At 55.6% G+C, this 16,012-nt stretch carries 20 protein-coding genes; 11 read left to right on the forward strand and 9 right to left on the reverse strand.

Annotation, left to right across the window (positions count from 1 at the left end):
• The first annotated feature begins 130 nt into the window (after nucleotides 1–130).
• A complete protein-coding gene (locus AC2FHX_RS18935; RefSeq protein ID WP_142638116.1) occupies nucleotides 131–466 on the forward strand; it encodes an ArsR/SmtB family transcription factor in 336 nt (111 codons plus the stop codon).
• Between the two features lie 23 nt (nucleotides 467–489).
• Here the strand turns inward: AC2FHX_RS18935 and AC2FHX_RS18940 are convergent, their stop codons facing one another.
• Entirely contained in the window at nucleotides 490–1,500 is a 1,011-nt protein-coding gene (locus tag AC2FHX_RS18940) for a zinc ABC transporter substrate-binding protein (RefSeq protein ID WP_496703385.1), read from the reverse strand.
• A 93-nt stretch (nucleotides 1,501–1,593) separates the two neighbouring features.
• Between AC2FHX_RS18940 and AC2FHX_RS18945 the strand changes: the two genes are divergently transcribed.
• The 4 genes from AC2FHX_RS18945 to AC2FHX_RS18960 all read left to right on the forward strand — a co-directional run bounded on the left by AC2FHX_RS18945 (nucleotide 1,594) and on the right by AC2FHX_RS18960 (nucleotide 3,827).
• On the forward strand, nucleotides 1,594–2,073 hold the full coding sequence (locus AC2FHX_RS18945; RefSeq protein ID WP_142638114.1) for a Fur family transcriptional regulator: 480 nt from the start codon (nucleotides 1,594–1,596) through the stop codon (nucleotides 2,071–2,073).
• Nucleotides 2,070–2,819 (forward strand): metal ABC transporter ATP-binding protein, encoded by a 750-nt coding sequence (locus AC2FHX_RS18950; RefSeq protein WP_496690139.1) that lies wholly within the window; start codon nucleotides 2,070–2,072, stop codon nucleotides 2,817–2,819. The genes AC2FHX_RS18945 and AC2FHX_RS18950 overlap by 4 nt, the downstream gene beginning before the upstream one ends.
• Nucleotides 2,819–3,613 carry a metal ABC transporter permease gene (locus AC2FHX_RS18955; protein ID WP_496703383.1) on the forward strand — a complete coding sequence of 265 codons (795 nt, stop codon included), beginning with the start codon at nucleotides 2,819–2,821 and terminating at the stop codon, nucleotides 3,611–3,613. Before AC2FHX_RS18950 ends, AC2FHX_RS18955 begins: the two co-directional genes overlap by 1 nt.
• A gap of 76 nt (nucleotides 3,614–3,689) precedes the next feature.
• Complete coding sequence (locus tag AC2FHX_RS18960) at nucleotides 3,690–3,827, forward strand: entericidin A/B family lipoprotein (protein WP_142638111.1); 138 nt, start codon at nucleotides 3,690–3,692, stop codon at nucleotides 3,825–3,827.
• A 1,294-nt stretch (nucleotides 3,828–5,121) separates the two neighbouring features.
• On the opposite strand, the gene AC2FHX_RS18965 is transcribed toward AC2FHX_RS18960, so the two are convergent.
• Both AC2FHX_RS18965 and AC2FHX_RS18970 read right to left on the reverse strand, forming a co-directional pair.
• Nucleotides 5,122–5,442, reverse strand: coding sequence for a hypothetical protein (locus AC2FHX_RS18965; protein ID WP_142638110.1), 321 nt, complete (start codon nucleotides 5,440–5,442; stop codon nucleotides 5,122–5,124).
• 90 nt (nucleotides 5,443–5,532) lie between these two features.
• Complete coding sequence (locus tag AC2FHX_RS18970; protein WP_142638109.1) at nucleotides 5,533–5,712, reverse strand: CTP synthetase; 180 nt, start codon at nucleotides 5,710–5,712, stop codon at nucleotides 5,533–5,535.
• A gap of 354 nt (nucleotides 5,713–6,066) precedes the next feature.
• Between AC2FHX_RS18970 and AC2FHX_RS18975 the strand changes: the two genes are divergently transcribed.
• On the forward strand, nucleotides 6,067–6,909 hold the full coding sequence (locus AC2FHX_RS18975) for a hypothetical protein (RefSeq protein WP_496703381.1): 843 nt from the start codon (nucleotides 6,067–6,069) through the stop codon (nucleotides 6,907–6,909).
• Nucleotides 6,910–6,925: 16 nt separating this feature from the next.
• Here AC2FHX_RS18975 and lepA read toward each other — a convergent pair whose 3' ends face one another.
• Together lepA and AC2FHX_RS18985 are read right to left on the reverse strand one after the other, a co-directional pair.
• Nucleotides 6,926–8,725, reverse strand: a complete 1,800-nt coding sequence (gene lepA / locus AC2FHX_RS18980) for a translation elongation factor 4 (RefSeq protein ID WP_142638105.1) — start codon at nucleotides 8,723–8,725, stop codon at nucleotides 6,926–6,928.
• 143 nt (nucleotides 8,726–8,868) lie between these two features.
• The gene (locus AC2FHX_RS18985; protein ID WP_496703379.1) at nucleotides 8,869–9,882 is read right to left on the reverse strand and encodes a hypothetical protein; all 1,014 of its coding nucleotides are present in this window, start codon (nucleotides 9,880–9,882) and stop codon (nucleotides 8,869–8,871) included.
• Between the two features lie 192 nt (nucleotides 9,883–10,074).
• On the opposite strand from AC2FHX_RS18985, the gene AC2FHX_RS18990 reads away from it, so the two are divergent.
• The 3 genes from AC2FHX_RS18990 to AC2FHX_RS19000 all read left to right on the forward strand — a co-directional run bounded on the left by AC2FHX_RS18990 (nucleotide 10,075) and on the right by AC2FHX_RS19000 (nucleotide 12,480).
• Nucleotides 10,075–10,386: a hypothetical protein gene (locus AC2FHX_RS18990; RefSeq protein ID WP_142638101.1), complete on the forward strand. Its 312-nt coding sequence runs from the start codon at nucleotides 10,075–10,077 to the stop codon at nucleotides 10,384–10,386.
• A 66-nt stretch (nucleotides 10,387–10,452) separates the two neighbouring features.
• Nucleotides 10,453–11,394, forward strand: coding sequence for a LysR family transcriptional regulator (locus AC2FHX_RS18995; protein WP_282022114.1), 942 nt, complete (start codon nucleotides 10,453–10,455; stop codon nucleotides 11,392–11,394).
• Between the two features lie 159 nt (nucleotides 11,395–11,553).
• Nucleotides 11,554–12,480 carry a DMT family transporter gene (locus tag AC2FHX_RS19000; RefSeq protein WP_496703377.1) on the forward strand — a complete coding sequence of 309 codons (927 nt, stop codon included), beginning with the start codon at nucleotides 11,554–11,556 and terminating at the stop codon, nucleotides 12,478–12,480.
• 67 nt (nucleotides 12,481–12,547) lie between these two features.
• Here the strand turns inward: AC2FHX_RS19000 and AC2FHX_RS19005 are convergent, their stop codons facing one another.
• Nucleotides 12,548–12,991, reverse strand: a complete 444-nt coding sequence (locus AC2FHX_RS19005; protein WP_496692854.1) for a low molecular weight protein-tyrosine-phosphatase — start codon at nucleotides 12,989–12,991, stop codon at nucleotides 12,548–12,550.
• Between the two features lie 28 nt (nucleotides 12,992–13,019).
• Between AC2FHX_RS19005 and AC2FHX_RS19010 the strand changes: the two genes are divergently transcribed.
• The gene (locus tag AC2FHX_RS19010; protein ID WP_496703375.1) at nucleotides 13,020–13,715 is read left to right on the forward strand and encodes an NAD-dependent deacylase; all 696 of its coding nucleotides are present in this window, start codon (nucleotides 13,020–13,022) and stop codon (nucleotides 13,713–13,715) included.
• Between the two features lie 54 nt (nucleotides 13,716–13,769).
• Nucleotides 13,770–14,378, forward strand: a complete 609-nt coding sequence (locus AC2FHX_RS19015) for an HdeD family acid-resistance protein (protein WP_496703373.1) — start codon at nucleotides 13,770–13,772, stop codon at nucleotides 14,376–14,378.
• A gap of 81 nt (nucleotides 14,379–14,459) precedes the next feature.
• On the opposite strand, the gene AC2FHX_RS19020 is transcribed toward AC2FHX_RS19015, so the two are convergent.
• The 3 genes from AC2FHX_RS19020 to rpmB all read right to left on the reverse strand — a co-directional run bounded on the left by AC2FHX_RS19020 (nucleotide 14,460) and on the right by rpmB (nucleotide 16,012).
• Nucleotides 14,460–14,924: a copper chaperone PCu(A)C gene (locus tag AC2FHX_RS19020; RefSeq protein ID WP_496703371.1), complete on the reverse strand. Its 465-nt coding sequence runs from the start codon at nucleotides 14,922–14,924 to the stop codon at nucleotides 14,460–14,462.
• A gap of 42 nt (nucleotides 14,925–14,966) precedes the next feature.
• Nucleotides 14,967–15,317, reverse strand: a complete 351-nt coding sequence (locus AC2FHX_RS19025) for a hypothetical protein (RefSeq protein ID WP_142638088.1) — start codon at nucleotides 15,315–15,317, stop codon at nucleotides 14,967–14,969.
• A 407-nt stretch (nucleotides 15,318–15,724) separates the two neighbouring features.
• Nucleotides 15,725–16,012, reverse strand: a complete 288-nt coding sequence (gene rpmB / locus AC2FHX_RS19030; RefSeq protein WP_142638086.1) for a 50S ribosomal protein L28 — start codon at nucleotides 16,010–16,012, stop codon at nucleotides 15,725–15,727.

Here is a 16,012-nt window from a genome sequence, read left to right on the forward strand (position 1 = left end):
CCCCTTTTCCCCTCACCTCATTTTGATTCATGCATATGAGAGTAAATGTTCATAACTAGCTGACTTGCGACCTTCTCCAGGCAGCAACACAAACAGGCGCCCAAAGTGTGGGCTGGTAAGGAAACAGAGGATGGCCCTTCCACAACTTTCTCAGGAAACATCTCCGGAAAATTTCGACAAAATGGTTGAAAATGCAACGCATGCTGCAAATTTCCTCAAGGCCATCAGCCACGAAGGGCGTCTCATGATCCTGTGCCACCTGGTATCGGGAGAAAAGTCAGTAACAGAACTGGAAGAGCTGCTTTCGGCGCGGCAAGCCGCTGTTTCGCAACAACTGTCGCGGTTGCGACTTGAAGGGTTGGTGACGCCTCGCCGCGAAGGCAAGGCGATCTTTTATAGACTTGCCGATGAACGGCCACGCCGGATGTTAGAGGTTGTCTACGAACTCTTTTGCAACGAAGAATAAGAGCAATCCGCTGTCCCGGCTACTTACGACTTACTTTTGGAACAGTCTTGATAGCCGGCGGACATGGCCATTAACAAACTATCATAGTGCGAAATTCCCGTGTCAAAACTCACGCCTACGGGATCCAATTCAAAGATCGTGGCCCCGGTTCCTTCGATCGCTGTCCGCACCAGCCTTGTGTCAAATTGCGGCTCGGAAAAGGCACAAACAATTCCTTCATGCTCAACCTTTTCACGCAAAGCCGCCAATCGCGCCGGCCCGGGAGAGGACGCATCGCCAAGACTGACTGCGCCGGATGACTCCAGCCCAAATCGCTTTTCGAAATACTGATAGGCATCATGAAACGTTATGAATGACAGCGTCTGCATATCTGTCAGATCTGTTATAATTTTTTCTTTCAGCTCAACCAGTTCCCGATCTGCGGTTGCAGCGTTCTGCTGATAAGTTTCGGCGTTTGAGGGGTCCGCCTGTGAGAGTGTTGCAGCAATCACTTGAACCCAGATACGCGCATTCTCGGGATCCAGCCAGGCATGAGGATCGATCCCTTTGTGATCATGGTCATGTTCGTCGTCATGATCTGCGTGGTCCGCATGGTCGTCATGATCTGCGTGGTCCGCATGGTCGTCATGATCTGCGTGGTCCGCATGGTCGTCGTGATCTGCATGGTCATCATGATCCGCACCATCGGTCGCATCGCGAAAATCATAGAGTATCGTTCCATCGGCATCCAACAAAGAGACATGCAGTGCATCCGGCGACAGCGCACCCAAGGGTTTAGCCAGCCAAGGGGTCAGCTCTTCTCCAGTCCAGAATACGATCTCGGCGGACTGCAAAGACCGCGCCTCAGAAGGCCGCATCGCGTGATCATGCGGAGACGCGCCGGGTGGAATGATCAAGCTGGGCTCACCCACGCCGTCCATCACCCGGGCGACCAGCGAATGGACAGGCGCAATATCGACGGCCACGCTTGGCGCCTCGGCGATTGCCTGGCCCGCAAACGCAAGTGAGCACACATATAGTGTAGATCGGAACATTTTCCCTCCAAATTGATATGTTATTACATTCGTTGAGCGCTTGTTAATCCGGACGTTATTACATATCAAGTTCAAAATCATTGGAGCCCCGTCATGAGCACCGTTGGATTCAGACAACACGATCACGCCCACTGCGTTCACACTGCGCTGTCTCAGGCCGAAAACAAGTGCAGAACAAAGCGCCTGCAGTTCACCACTGTCCGACGCCGTGTTCTTGAGATCCTGTTGGAAAAGCACCGAGCAATGGGCGCATATGATATCCTGGCTGTGCTAGCTGCAGAAGGGCTCGGGTCGCAACCTCCGGTCGCGTATCGTGCACTGGATTTCCTTGTGCAAAACGGGTTCGTGCATCGTATCGAGCAACTGAATGCCTATACAGCCTGCGCCCACCCGACCCATGACCATGTCCCCGCGTTTCTGATCTGCAGGTCCTGCAAAGCAGTGGCTGAAACGGAAACCGAGCTGACACAGGGTCGATTGGGCGCTGCGGCGAACACCTCGGGGTTTCAAATCGAACGAGTAGTGGTCGAGGCCGAGGGCCTATGTCCCGAATGCGTAGGGTCGGCGGCATGAATACCCCCCTTATTTCATTGAAAAACATGTCCATTCGGATCGACGGCCGCACGATCCTTGAACATGTGAATGCGGCAGTTTCCGAAGCAGAGATCGTAACCATTGTGGGGCCCAACGGATCTGGTAAGTCGACTCTTTTACGGGCGATCATTGGGGCCATTACCCCATCAGAAGGCCAGGTAAGCCGCGCACCCGGCCTGCGCATCGGTTATGTCCCGCAAAAACTGGCTTTGGACGCCGCTTTACCGATGACCGTGCAACGTTTCCTGGGCTTACCCAAACGGATCTCGGCCCGCAAAGCGCTGGATGCACTAGAACGAGCGGGCGTCCCGGATCTGCGCAACCGGCAAATGACCCAACTTTCGGGCGGTCAATTTCAACGAGTTCTGCTGGCGCGCGCACTCCTTGATGATCCTCAGGTCTTGCTTTTGGATGAAGCGACGCAAGGCCTGGATCAACCGGGTGCAGCTGCCTTTTATCAACGCATTGAGCAGGTCAGACGCGACCTTGGTTGCGCGATCGTGATGGTCAGTCACGATCTGCACGTTGTCATGGCGGCCTCAGACCGTGTGCTATGTCTGAACGGACATATATGCTGCGAGGGGTCGCCTCATACCGTCGCGGACGCACCCGAATACCGGGCCCTATTTGGCAGCGGAACCAAGGGCATGATGGCCCTTTACCAACATCAACACAGCCATTCGCACGACCATGACCACCACCACGACCAGGAAACAACCAACTGATGTTAGACGATTTTATGGTTCGTGCGGCGCTGGCGGGTATTGGCGTTGCACTCGCGGCGGCCCCTTTGGGGTGCTTTGTGGTATGGCGCAGGATGGCCTATCTGGGCGAAGCCACAGCGCACGCGGCTGTTCTGGGTGTGGCACTGTCTCTGGCATTTTCGCTTCCGATGCTGCCGTCGATTGTGGCGTCAGCGCTTGCCATGGGACTTACCGTCACGCTTTTGCGTGGCAAGGGGTTGGCGATGGATACATTACTAGGCGTAATAGCGCATACAGCCCTGGCCGCAGGGCTAGTCACCGTCGCCTTGCTGTCCGACGTCCGGCTGGATTTAAATGCCTTTCTGTTTGGTGATATCCTGGCTGTCACCAAAGGCGATCTGGCGACCATTTGGGGCGGCGGCGCATTGATCCTGGCGGTCATGATCTGGCGCTGGTCGGCCCTGCTTGTGGCCACCCTGAACCCGGACATGGCCTATGCCTCGGGCATTGACCCAAAGCGCGAGGAAATGTGGCTGACGCTGACCATGGCTCTGGCCGTTGCCGTGGCAATCAAAGTGGTAGGGGTTCTGTTGATTGCCGCCCTGCTCGTCATCCCGGCAGCCGGCGCGCGGTCTTTGGTGAAAACACCTGAAAATATGGCGTTCGGGGCCGCCATCATCGGATCAGCTGCCTCCCTTGTCGGGCTGTGCGGTGCGTATCTTGCCGACACTCCGGCCGGGCCCAGCATCGTCTGCGCCGCAGCTGTGATCTTTCTGGTAACCGCCGCCATCGGGCCGCTTTTTCGTAAAGAATAGATTGCCGGTTCAAAACTCTGGTTCACCATTAGCAAAACTGCTACGAAAATCGGGACTTATACAAAAGGAGAGACCTATGATCCGAGCCGCACTTATTGGACTGGCCCTTTGCACACTCGCCGCATGTGAAACCGCTAAAGGCGCCGGTAAAGATATTGAAAAAGCAGGTGACGCAATTCAGGGCGCAGCCACCGAGGTTCAGGAAAACATCTGATTCCTTTCGGAATGTAGCGATTAAGATCGGGCGACATACAAGATATAGTTGCCCTCTGCACCCGCACCCGCTATCCTTGCGGACACAGGTGCATAGACGCGGCATTGCATTTCTGACACGATCACGGGGTTCTTGCTTAAACGCAAGAACCCCGTTCCCGTTTTAGGGGGAATTAAATCGCTGCCTGTATGAATCCGGGGCCCGGAAAAAGGAAAAGGCGTCAGGTGCGCAGACGCGGTCTTTGCACGTGCCCAAAGGACACCCCTGACGCCTTACCGGTTCGACACGCCCGAGGGACGTCTCGATCCAGTTGCTTTGTCCCCCTAAGGGGCCACAGCCGCTGAACAGAGCCCGAGGGCCCCGCACAGCACGCATTAACCTTCTGAGAGCTTGATCACCTGTTTCAAACTTGACGCCCAAATCAGCGGATCACGCACCGGTAAGTCTTTGCAGTAGAACAAAATCCTAAGATTTCCCTTCACCGCAGCGACCCCCTTGGCCTTTGCGTCCCACCCAGGATCCTAAGAACCTCTGCGGTAACCTGACTGTTACATCGCGGTCATAAACGGGCAAGAAAATAGCACTGCAGCATAAAAAATAGCCGGGGATAAACTGTTGATATCTCGCTGGAGAGTGATGTGGATAACTCTAGATTCTACGTTCCTGCGCAGAGTTGCCAATGGACAAGTGAAATTGCGTGCTTGGCCCGGGATTTTGGACTCTTTCTGCAGGCGCAAACGGGCTGCACGACCCTTCTGGGGGTTTTGGTGAGCGATTGCGCCGATCCGATCCCTGATATTTCGAATCAAACCCGCCTTGAACGGGTCGCTCTTTGGCCACGGCCTCCGAGGACCGAGGCATTTTCTGACCAATCAGGGCCACCTGCCCGCATTTTGCGCTGAAAGCCTGTTCTGAATTTGAGAAGCGCTCCGACCCGGTTGGGTTACCTACTAAGCGCTGCGGCAATTCGCAGCCAGTACCCCCTAAATTCCAACCGGACCAGAGACGCTTCAGTTCACCTGGAGACCAGAGACGAGCCCGGAACTCGTTCGATCGCGCAGGCTACGCAAATTCAAGATTACATACAGCCCAAGGATCTTGCGCCAGCCCACGCAGCCAACCTAAATGAAGGGGCATTTACCGCTTCGATAGTTGAATTTGCTGTCACTGGCTCACCTCCTGCACTGGGCCTTTCGCTGGCCTTTTATACAGATTGGGTGGCTGAGGGCCGGTTGCAACTTACCTAAAGGAAGCTTCATGAAGGCTTTAAAAAAGCCTAACCAGATTGTCGCGCTTAGGCCCAGGCCAGCGCGGTGCCGATCACGACCAGGGAAATGCCAAACACTTCGCGATGCGAGAAGTTTTCGCCAAACAGAAAGAATGAGGCGATGGCGATCAGAACGACCTCGGCCCCCAGAATGCCAGTATAGATTATGCCCAACCGTTCGTCGCGCAGCGCGGCGAGTTCGAGCGTCGCCCCGGCCAGCAGGGTCGCGACGATCAGCAGGCCAAGCCCCAGGCCTGGGATTTTCCACCAGAACTTCATCGCGACCATGGCAACGGAATAGAGACCCGCTGACCCGAGGGCAATGAAGGGGATCATGGATGTGGACATCTGCGCCTCCTGCTAGGGTTCCGCAGGGTAAACTCTAGCAGGCCAGCCGGGATGCGGCTGTGAGGTTGGTCACAATGGGCCGAACAGGCCTTATCCCGCGATCTTTCGGGTCACCAGATACGAAACCGGAAACGCCGCAATAAAGCCAGCTCCGGCAGCGATCAGGATAGGGTATAGCGTCGTATACCCCATCGACAGAACCGCAATCACAGCGGACCCGGCAAAGGTGGAGCCAAGGAAGATATGTACGATCAGCATCAGGGGAAGCATGGGGGCCTCATATCAGGGATTCAACTTCCGCGGATCCTAGGATTGAGTGCGCAGGCGGTCTTTGATCTGAGTCAGAGTGAGCGGTGTCTTGGAATTCGTCCAGTGGACGAATTCAGCCGCGAACGGGCGGAGCCCTAGCTTGTAAAAGCTCTTGCGACGCTCAGTCAATAGAGGTTAGGGCAGCACCGGCCCATGGGGTCGGGTCGGCGCGGCCCGGCGGTGCCGCCAGGCGGGTGGTGAATATGCTAAGATACTGAAATATCGATTATTACCTAGTTGCCCGCAATCCCACTTGCCCTGAGCGCCCGCATATTGGAATTTAGGGCATTCAAAGTTCAAATGAGTTTCCCGCCAATGACAAGCAACATAGTCGCCAGTATAACGGCAGCATCAATTAACGCACTTTCCGCAGCTGCAATAGTTGGTTTCGTAGGCTTTCTACTCCGCGGGGTACTATCGCGTTGGATAGGAGAAAAGATCAGTGAGCGAACCCAAAAGAGGCTCTCAGAGTTTGAGGCCAAACTCAGCGCGGAGCAGGCAAAAGTCAGCGATCTCAGACAGTTCGTCATCTCCGGAAAACTAAGGCGTCATGATGCTCTCTTGGAAAAGCAAATACAATCTGCGGACGCGTTGTGGGACGCACTGATCTCAGACAAACGGCATAGTTTTCTTGTGCAGGTTATGCAAACCCTAGATGTCGACAAAATCAACGAGTTGATCGCGTCCGGCGACCATACTGAGACAGTGGAATTTGTCTCTTCCACAACTGGGTTAGACAGATTTATTGAAAACGCACAGGAGCAGAAGAACCAAACAGAACGCCAGATAGCTAGAAAAGCAGAGCTATCCAGACCCTTTGTGTCCCCTTTGGCTTGGGCTTACTACTCTGCTTTTCGCTCGATCTGCATGCACGCAGTTGTAACTATGCTGGCTTGGAAAAGTGGGATGGACACCAAAATCCTAAAAAATCATCAGCTCATGGAAGCCGTTTCTAGAGCCCTGCCACATCAAAAGGGATTCATTGAAAAATATGGCGCAAGTGCAACCTACTTTTTGATTGAAGAACTAGAAGAAAAACTCCTTCAAGAACTGCGCCGCTTTGTTCGCGATGGAGAAACTGATCAAGAGCTTGTCGATCAGGCAAGCGGGATTTTAGCGGCTGTTAATGAGCAGAAACAAAAACCCACTTCCATGTAATTGAAACGGACAGCTATTAGCTGTCCATTTTTAAGGCGCTGATAAACGCCTCCTGCGGGATATCGACCTTCCCGAACTGACGCATCTTTTTCTTACCCGCCTTCTGCTTGTCCAGCAGTTTGCGTTTCCGCGTGGCGTCGCCTCCGTAGCACTTCGCGGTCACGTCCTTGCGCAGGGCCGAGAGGGTCTCGCGGGCGATGACCTTGCCTCCGATGGCGGCCTGGATCGGGATTTTGAACATGTGGCGCGGGATCAGGTCCTTGAGCTTTTCGCACATCGCCCGGCCCCGCATCTCGGCCCGGTCACGGTGAACCATGGTCGACAGCGCATCGACCGGCTCGTCATTCACCAGCACCGACATCTTGACCAGCGCGTCCTCGGTATAGCCGGTCATCTGATAGTCAAACGAGGCATAGCCCTTGGTCACCGATTTCAGGCGGTCGTAGAAGTCAAAGACGACCTCATTCAGTGGCAGGTCATAGACGACCATGGCGCGGCTGCCCGCATAGGTCAGGTCCATCTGGATGCCGCGGCGGTCCTGACACAGTTTCAGCACGTCGCCCAGGAATTCATCCGGCACAAGGATGGTCGCCTTGATGCGTGGTTCCTCGATATGGTCGACCTTTGACGGGTCGGGCATGTCGGCGGGATTGTGCAGTTCGATCATCTCGCCGTCTTTCATGAAGACGTGATAGATCACCGAGGGCGCGGTGGTGATCAGCTCGATATCATATTCGCGCTCGATCCGGTCGCGAATGACCTCAAGGTGCAACAGGCCAAGGAAACCGCAGCGGAAGCCAAAGCCCAAAGCGGCCGAGGTTTCCATTTCAAAGCTGAAGCTGGCGTCGTTCAGCGCCAGTTTGTCAATCGCATCGCGCAGGTCTTCGAATTCGGAACTGTCGACGGGGAAGAGGCCACAGAACACCACCGGCTGCGCGGGTTTAAAGCCGTCCAGCGCGATTTCTGCGCCATTGCGGTCATTGGTGATCGTGTCACCGACGCGGGTGTCACGGACCTGTTTGATCGAGGCGGTGAGAAAGCCGATTTCGCCGGGACCGAGGCTGTCGACCATCTCCATCTCAGGCCGGAAGACGCCGACGCGGTCGACATGGTGCAGGGTGTTGTTCGACATGAACTTGACGCGCATGCCCTTTTTCAGGGTGCCGTCCATGATGCGGACCAGAACGATGACGCCGAGATAGGCGTCGTACCAGCTATCGACCAGCATCGCCTTGAGCGGTGCATCCAGATTACCCTTGGGGGCCGGCAGATGGGTGACAATGGCCTCCAACGTCTCATGGATGCCCTGCCCGGTCTTGGCGCTGACCTGAATCGCCTCGGACGCGTCGATGCCGATCACATCCTCGATCTGTTCGGCCACGCGGTCACAATCGGACGCAGGCAGGTCGATCTTGTTCAGCACCGGCACGATGTCGTGGTCAGCGTCGATGGCTTGATACACGTTCGCCAGCGTCTGCGCCTCGACCCCCTGGGTCGAGTCCACAACCAGCAGAGAGCCTTCGACCGCGCGCATCGACCGGCTGACCTCATAGGCAAAGTCCACGTGGCCGGGGGTGTCGATCAGGTTCAGCACGTATTGCTCGCCATTGTCAGCGGTATAGTCGATGCGGACCGTGTTGGCCTTGATGGTGATGCCGCGCTCGCGCTCGATATCCATGCTGTCGAGCAGCTGTTCCTTCATGTCACGATCCTTGACCGTACCGGTCTCTTGGATGAGCCGGTCAGCAAGGGTGGATTTGCCATGGTCGATATGCGCGACGATGGAGAAATTGCGGATATGAGCGAGGTCTGTCATGGATTGGGGATATGTATAGATTTTAAGGTTTGGTCAATGGCTGCTGAAACAACAGCGGCGATCAAATTTGAAACAGAGAACAGCTAAGGCGCAAATACATCAGTATGCTCCATCTTGGGCCTGCTAAATCTTACCTAACGCTCCTACCCATGACCTTCGACTAGCTGCAGTTCTTTCATACTTCGTTTGAAACATGCGTCGGGAACCTTGGCATCACTGTCAGCCTCCACGATGATTTCCCAAGTGGACCTAGCAAGATCGCCGGTGACACGCTTACTGGCCCAATAAACTTCGTTCGAAATTACACTTTCCAACGGGCTGCGCGGTGACAATGGCGTCGTAAGGTAACTTCCGCCGGTTGCAGTACATTCCGAAATAGAGTCCGGGCATTGATCTTCACAGAAATTTCGAACCGGCGTCCAAGCTCGGATATTGCCGCTGTGTTTAATTGCCGCTTCACGCGCTTCGCCATCTTCGACCAGTGCGCGTGGCGAGAGATGGCCCCAAGCAAACTCAGACAGTCGGAAATGCTCATTACCAGTCAAAATTCTAGGAACACGAGCCGATCCTGCATATGGGCTGTCTGAGCCTTGTGAAGCTTGAAAAAGCGCCCATGCCAATAATACATCAGCCTCTTCGGGAAGTTTGTCATCCAGACCCTGCAAGACAGAAACAAGTTCTTCAGCCTCACCATTTAACAGCATAGATTGCGCAGCAATTATTGCTGTCTGCGGCTCGCCCAACTCTATGAGCGTTGCAATTGCCGGAGCCTTCTCTCCTATCTTGGACGCTTGAAGAAGCGCCAGGGCTAAGGCCTCTGAGTTCTGTGCTTCGGTCAGCCAAGATTTACCAGACAGACCGCCGGGTTTGCGCAACAAAGCAATGCGCTCCTTGCGCTCCATATCTGTAGTAACATGAGAGTGGTATTTGCTGCCGCTTGCTATACTCGCCAGCAAGATTTGCGCCGCAGTATTGCCTTGTTGCGCCTGTCCAGCCAGATTTTGCAATGCGACCAAATCATCGCCATCCAACCATGCTTGAACCGCCTCGTTGAATTCCGGCACGTCTTCGCCTTGCAGAGAACCAGAATCTGACAAAGCTGCTATCGGAGACAAACAGACTGCGATCGAGAAGAAAAACGTTTTGATCGAAACCACAAAATTGCTCCTTGAATAAGCTGCTTTTATTCATTTCCGACGCACCTCAGTGCGTAGTTGTGCCCTCGTCAAATCAACACCGTTTGATTTGCCTGTCAAAACAATTGATCCCTCCCCCCGTTTGATTCATAATCCGCCACAGACCGAGAGGGGCATCAGACCCGTCCGGGCAGGCAAAAACGAGGCAAGAGCATGAAACAGTTCCTCTTAATCGCATTCTGCGCGGCATCGCTGACGGCGATGGCTCCGGCACCGAGCGAGGCTGCGCAGATCAAACGGGCGTGTCTGGCGTCGGACCGGTCGGCGGCGACGCGGGCGCGGTGCAGCTGCATTCAGCGCGTCGCAGATCAGGCGTTGACGCGGGGCGATCAGAAGACCGTCGCCAAGTGGTTCACCGACCCCCATCAGGCGCAGGAGTTGAAGATGTCGCAGACTTCGCGCGATGATGCGCTGTGGGATCGGTATAAGAACTTTGGCCAGATGGCGCAGGCAATCTGCAACTAAGCCGGTCACGCTGCTTGACCTGATGCGCACTGCACCTCAGAAATGGCGCAGCGAAAGGTGTATCAGATGGTAATGAAAGGGCTGACCCTGCGGGGCCTTGAGGTGTTCGAGGCTTTGGCGCGGACAGGATCTGTGGCACAGGCCGCCGAGATCACGGGGCTCAGCCAGCCTTCGGTTTCTCAGCAGTTGCGCAATCTGGAAAAGGCATTGGGCACTGATCTGGTCGATCACGGGCGACGACCAATGCGTTTAACGCAAGCCGGCCGCAGCTTTCTGGCGCGGGCCGAGGTCGTGCTGGCCGAACTGCAAATGGCCCAAAGCGAACTGACCGTGATGGATCTGGGGCATCTGACCACCCTCTCCATCGGTTTGATAGACGATTTCGACAACGATCTGACCCCGCGGCTGGCGACTTTGCTGGCCGACAGCCTGACCCGGTCGAAATTCAAACTGATCACGTTGCCCAGTCTAAACCTGTTCGCCGAGCTGGAGGCGCAGAGGCTGCATATGGCTGTATCCGCGCATTCCGGAGAGGTCCTGAAGGGTGTGATTGAATACCCTCTGGTTCAGGACCCTTTCATTCTGGTGACCCCAAAGGGTATGGGGAATTCAATACAGGACCTGCCCTTTCTGCGATACGCCCGAGATCAGCTGATCAGTCGCCAGATCGAGGCGCATCTGGCGCGCCAGCAAATGGAGTTCGAGGAACGGTTTGAAATCGGCTCGCACCTGGCGCTGATGGCAATGGTCGCACAGGGGCTTGGCTGGGCGATCACAACACCACTGGGATATATGCGTGCGACGCGGTTTCATGACGGGATGGAGGCGCACCCGGTCCCGTTCGGTGACTTCGCCCGCACAATTTCGCTGTTCACCCGCTCTGACTGGTCGGACCAAGTACCCAAAGAGGTTGCAGACATGATCCGACGGCTGATGCGGAGCCAGATTGTTGATCCGGCAGTCGCGCAGGTGCCGTGGCTGGGCGGGCAGTTGAAGGTGATGAGTTAGTGTAGGGCACCGCAGAAATTGGAAGCATAATTACCAACGCGCCGTGTGTTTCTGCCACCATCTTCATACAGAACCGAACTAGGGTTAGCTTTGCGAACCGAAGCAACCGCTCGACGAATCTCTGCTACAGCAGTCGCAAACCTGTGATAGCAAATTGGAATGGCAACGATATCAACACAGACGAGACCAACTATTCCCTATCCGATTGCGGTTGCCGGCGTTCTTTTCGCCTCAATTTGTTTCGGGTTGGTTCCCTTTTTTAGCCGAGGGCTGACCGAGCAAGGCGTCGCGCCTTATGCAGTCGCGTTCTATCGCTACATCGTTACGGCAATTCTGCTGCTGCCTGTTCTTTTTATACACCGAAACGCTTGGCGCGAGATTGTTTGGGGGCTTTCGGCAGGCGCGGTAATGGGCCTTGGATGGATTGGATATGTGACGGCGCTGGAGACATTACCCGCATCGACTGTGGGCGTTCTCTATATGACCTATCCGGTTTTCACGCTGATCATTGCCTGGGCTTTGTTCGCCGATACACCCACAAGGCGCGCATTGTTCGCCTCGGGCCTCATTACCTTGGCGGCACTCATTGCAGGATCGCCCGCATCTGTTCCGATACAGCACATACCAACGCTTCTGATGTCGCTAGCAGCCCCAATCGGGTTCGGCTTCGGCATATGTGTCTTGGTTCACAGGTTGTCCCGCATCGCACCGCTTGCGCGCATTGCTTCGGTTTCCTTGGGATCGGTTCTCGGGCTGTTGCCGCTGATGTTGAACGCCGATGTTGCCAAGTTGCTCCCGCAAGGGCAATCCGACTGGATTTTGATCGTCGGAATTGGCCTGGTCGCAGCGCTTGTGCCACAGCTCATTTATACGATCTGCTCGCCGTTGATCGGCGCTTCTCAAACTGCGGTCGTCGGCAGCATTGAATTGCCGACAATGTTTGCTGTAGGCTTTCTTGCCTTTGGCGAAGCAATCACAACACCACAGGCCGTAGCCTGCGCTTTGGTTTTGGGTGCGATTGCGATCACCAGAAGCCGGACGACACGCACCTTATCCACTGTGATTTCGAAAGAACCAAACAGGTGAGCTTGGCCCCGATGCAGGCGTCGATTGATTTTACACCTGAATGTCGAAGACATCAGAGCGTCTACAACTAAGCCCTCAGATGTGCGTCAAGACCTGCGACGGCCTTTTCGATCAAATCCAGCGTGCCCTCGAAATCACGGGTGTAATACGGATCGGGCACATGATCCGCGCCTGTCTCAGTAGCGAAATCAGTCAGCAAGCGAACCGGAGTTTCGTTGCCACGGGGGCGCAAGTTTTCGATATTGATAAGGTTCTCTGCATCCATTCCGATGATCAGGTCAAAGTGGTCAAAATCTTCGGCCACGAATTTGCGCGCGCGCAGATCGCTGATGTCGATACTACGGTCATGAGCAGCCTGCTGCATTGGGCCATAAGGCGGGTCTCCGATGTGCCAGCCAGAGGTTCCGGCGCTGTCGGTGGCATGATGCGGCGCACGGGCGCGAAAGGCACCTTCGGCGGCCGGAGACCGGCAGATATTGCCCAAACAGACGAAAAGGATACGGTGTGTCATACAACCGGGTGTAACGCGTGAGGCGGAAATGGAAAAGATCGTCATTCTGACCGGTGCCGGGATTTCCGCCGAAAGCGGGCTGGGCACATTCCGCGACGAAGGAGGTCTGTGGGCGCAGCACAGGATCGAGGATGTCGCCACGCCCGAAGGCTTTGCCCGCAATCCGGCGGTGGTGCAAAAGTTCTACAACGCGCGCCGTGTGCAGGCTGCACAGGCGCAACCCAATCCGGCCCATACCGCGCTGACCCATCTGCAACGCAACTGGCCCGGCGAGGTTATCATCGTGACCCAGAATGTCGACGGCCTCCACGAAGCCGCAGGATCCGAGAATGTGATCCATATGCACGGCACCCTCGCTGGGGCCTTATGCACCACCTGCGATCACCGCTGGGTCGCCCCGCCCGAGATGTCGGTGGGTGAACCCTGCCCCGCCTGCGGTGGCCCAACCGCCCGACCCGATGTTGTATGGTTCGGTGAGATGCCCTATTTTATGGACCTGATCTACGATCACCTGGCCAATGCTGCAATCTTCGCTTCAATCGGCACCTCGGGTCAGGTCTACCCCGCCGCAGCATTTGTGCACGAGGCGACAATGTCAGGCGCACGAACCGTCGAGTTGAACCTAGATCCGTCATCCGGCGCCTCGAGTTTCGATCAGGTGATACTTGGCCCTGCATCCGAAACCGTGCCACGCTGGGTTCAAAAGCTGCTGCGCGAATCTTAGCCCGCCAGACCGGCACCAAAATTATTGATACGACAATCGAAATAAGAGGCTCCCATGACCGACCCCCACCACACGCGCGAAGAAATCCTGGACGATTCCAGTATGGAGGGCCGCGATACATTTGGCGACCAACTGGCAAATCTGTGGTGGACCTTCCTGTTGCGCGGATGTCTGGCCGGAGCATTGGGGATCGCCGCGCTGTTTTGGCCAACGGGCAGTATCTCATTGCTGTTGCGACTGGTCGGCCTGCTTTTGGTTCTAGATGGCGGCCTGACCCTACTAGGCTTTGGACGGCGCGGATTGATCGGCGGCGTCGGCATCGGGGCACTGTTGATCGGACTTGTCCTGCTGATCTGGCCCGAGGGTGTTGCGCGGCTGACATTTTTCCTGCTGGGTGCTTGGGCGCTGATCGTCGGCATCGGTTCGTTGCTGGCATGGCGGCAGATACCCAGCAACAGCCCGGATGCCGTGATGGTGCGAAACTCGGGGATCATTGCGCTGATCATTGGGTTGGTGCTGTTGTTCTGGCCCGGCAGTGGCATGGTCGCACTGGGGTGGGCCATTGCCTTTTCCGCTCTGGCTTTCGCCGCCGTGATGTTCTTTCTGGCAGTGCGCTTCAAACGGGCGCATGACCGCGTTTCGATGCGGGTTGTTAACCGTTGAAGCGATAGGCAAACAGGCCGGGCAAAGCCCGGCCTGACGCGTGGATGACGGCCGCATAGCGGCTTGAAGGATGACGTGACCTTAGTTCGAGTGGGCGCCCATGTCTTTTCGTTCCAGATCAACCGGCACGTCGATCTCAACCTCACCGGCTTTTTCAAAAACCAGCGTTACAGGCACAGTTGCACCATGTTCAAACGGAGCAACCAATCCCATGAACATCACGTGATCGCCCCCGCGCTTGAGCGCATGCGCACCACCGGCTGGGATGACGAATCCCTCTTCGACATGGGTCATCTGCGCCACGCCGTTGGCATCGATCAGATGCGTGTGCAGCTCAACCCGTGCAGCCGCCTCCGATTCCGCACGAACAAGACGGTCATCCGCCTCGCCCGTGTTCTGAATCACCATAAAGGCCGCGCCCGCTTTCGCCGTTTTGCCGGCGGAGCGCGCATAGGCATCTTCTAGTGTGATGGTTTCCTGCGCCATTGCAGTGGTGGCAAATGCGGCCGCAGCCAGGGCTGCCAAAAGTTTGGAAGTGAGGGACATTGCGCCTCTCCTATGTCAAGTGTCTGAAAAAGTTAAATTTAATCAGGCTCTTGCAGGTGGCGCGCGGGCGGGCTGAAACGGAACGGGCGCTGCTATTAGGCTCCTGTCGCCGCGCTCTAAAAATGGCCCGGCATAACTTGGTGCATCGGGCAGCACATGTGAAACGACAGCAATAGCACCCAGCAACGTCAGCGCATAGTCGGGGCAGAAATGCGGGGGCTTTGCCGGTTGCCCCTCGGCATCCATATAGATCACAACAGGACCAACACCAGTACACAGCACCATCTGCCCGACTGCGGTATCAACGCCACGCGACGCAGCCACCCCTTGACCGGTCAGAATGACCAGCAGCGACAGGGCAAATGATAGAAATCTGTTCCGAAAGTGTTTCATCCTGCCTTCGGTATACGCCCGAGACAAAAAGGGCTTCAAGCACAATCGAATGCGCCAGAAGCCCTCGGGTCATTTTGGTCAGTACGAGGTCAGTTGTCCAATCCAGGACGTTTGACAGACCCTTTGGTCAGGCTAGTATGCAACCTGTTCACCTGACGCTGCATCCGCACACATGTCCCAAACGTCTTGCCAAAAAAGGCCGCCAACAGGGAGAGGGAATCAAAGGATTTGAAAGACATGAGATCGAACTCCGCCAATAGAATATGAACAAACATATTCAAACATCAGAACACTGTATGTGAACAAGATCACGCTCTGACGGCGAAATCGTCTAAACTCAATCAGACAAAAGAAAAGACCCTGCACCGTTCGGGTACAGGGTCGAAATCTTTGATGAAAAAGAACGTTTAGACCGCAGCTTGAGCCTTGGCGATTTCTTTTTTCACTTTCAGTGCGTTGGTGGACAGCTCGTCATCCTTGGCTTTGGCCAGGAACGCATCCAGACCACCACGGTGGTCAACTGAACGCAGGGCAGCGGCCGAGATACGCAGCTTGACGCCACGACCCAGGGTTTCCGACTGCAGGGTTACGTCGTTCAGGTTGGGCAGAAAACGACGACGAGTTCTGTTTTTGGCGTGGCTGACATTGTTGCCAGTCATCGGGCCTTTTCCGGTCAGTTCGCAACGGCGCGACAT

It is taken from the genome of Ruegeria sp. CDSC042 (assembly GCF_059610745.1).

Excerpts from the sequence above, each read along its gene's own strand:
- rpmB (WP_142638086.1), bottom strand. The coding sequence starts at position 16,012 with ATGTCGCGCCGTTGCGAACTGACCGGAAAAGGCCCGATGACTGGCAAC.
- AC2FHX_RS18975 (WP_496703381.1), top strand. The coding sequence starts at position 6,067 with ATGACAAGCAACATAGTCGCCAGTATAACGGCAGCATCAATTAACGCA.
- AC2FHX_RS18990 (WP_142638101.1), top strand. The coding sequence starts at position 10,075 with ATGAAACAGTTCCTCTTAATCGCATTCTGCGCGGCATCGCTGACGGCG.
- AC2FHX_RS19005 (WP_496692854.1), bottom strand. The coding sequence starts at position 12,991 with ATGACACACCGTATCCTTTTCGTCTGTTTGGGCAATATCTGCCGGTCT.
- AC2FHX_RS19010 (WP_496703375.1), top strand. The coding sequence starts at position 13,020 with ATGGAAAAGATCGTCATTCTGACCGGTGCCGGGATTTCCGCCGAAAGC.
- AC2FHX_RS18950 (WP_496690139.1), top strand. The coding sequence starts at position 2,070 with ATGAATACCCCCCTTATTTCATTGAAAAACATGTCCATTCGGATCGAC.
- AC2FHX_RS18945 (WP_142638114.1), top strand. The coding sequence starts at position 1,594 with ATGAGCACCGTTGGATTCAGACAACACGATCACGCCCACTGCGTTCAC.
- AC2FHX_RS18935 (WP_142638116.1), top strand. The coding sequence starts at position 131 with ATGGCCCTTCCACAACTTTCTCAGGAAACATCTCCGGAAAATTTCGAC.
- AC2FHX_RS19015 (WP_496703373.1), top strand. The coding sequence starts at position 13,770 with ATGACCGACCCCCACCACACGCGCGAAGAAATCCTGGACGATTCCAGT.
- AC2FHX_RS18960 (WP_142638111.1), top strand. The coding sequence starts at position 3,690 with ATGATCCGAGCCGCACTTATTGGACTGGCCCTTTGCACACTCGCCGCA.
- AC2FHX_RS18955 (WP_496703383.1), top strand. The coding sequence starts at position 2,819 with ATGTTAGACGATTTTATGGTTCGTGCGGCGCTGGCGGGTATTGGCGTT.
- AC2FHX_RS18940 (WP_496703385.1), bottom strand. The coding sequence starts at position 1,500 with ATGTTCCGATCTACACTATATGTGTGCTCACTTGCGTTTGCGGGCCAG.
- AC2FHX_RS19020 (WP_496703371.1), bottom strand. The coding sequence starts at position 14,924 with ATGTCCCTCACTTCCAAACTTTTGGCAGCCCTGGCTGCGGCCGCATTT.
- AC2FHX_RS18970 (WP_142638109.1), bottom strand. The coding sequence starts at position 5,712 with ATGCTTCCCCTGATGCTGATCGTACATATCTTCCTTGGCTCCACCTTT.
- AC2FHX_RS18965 (WP_142638110.1), bottom strand. The coding sequence starts at position 5,442 with ATGTCCACATCCATGATCCCCTTCATTGCCCTCGGGTCAGCGGGTCTC.
- AC2FHX_RS18995 (WP_282022114.1), top strand. The coding sequence starts at position 10,453 with ATGGTAATGAAAGGGCTGACCCTGCGGGGCCTTGAGGTGTTCGAGGCT.
- AC2FHX_RS19000 (WP_496703377.1), top strand. The coding sequence starts at position 11,554 with ATGGCAACGATATCAACACAGACGAGACCAACTATTCCCTATCCGATT.
- lepA (WP_142638105.1), bottom strand. The coding sequence starts at position 8,725 with ATGACAGACCTCGCTCATATCCGCAATTTCTCCATCGTCGCGCATATC.
- AC2FHX_RS19025 (WP_142638088.1), bottom strand. The coding sequence starts at position 15,317 with ATGAAACACTTTCGGAACAGATTTCTATCATTTGCCCTGTCGCTGCTG.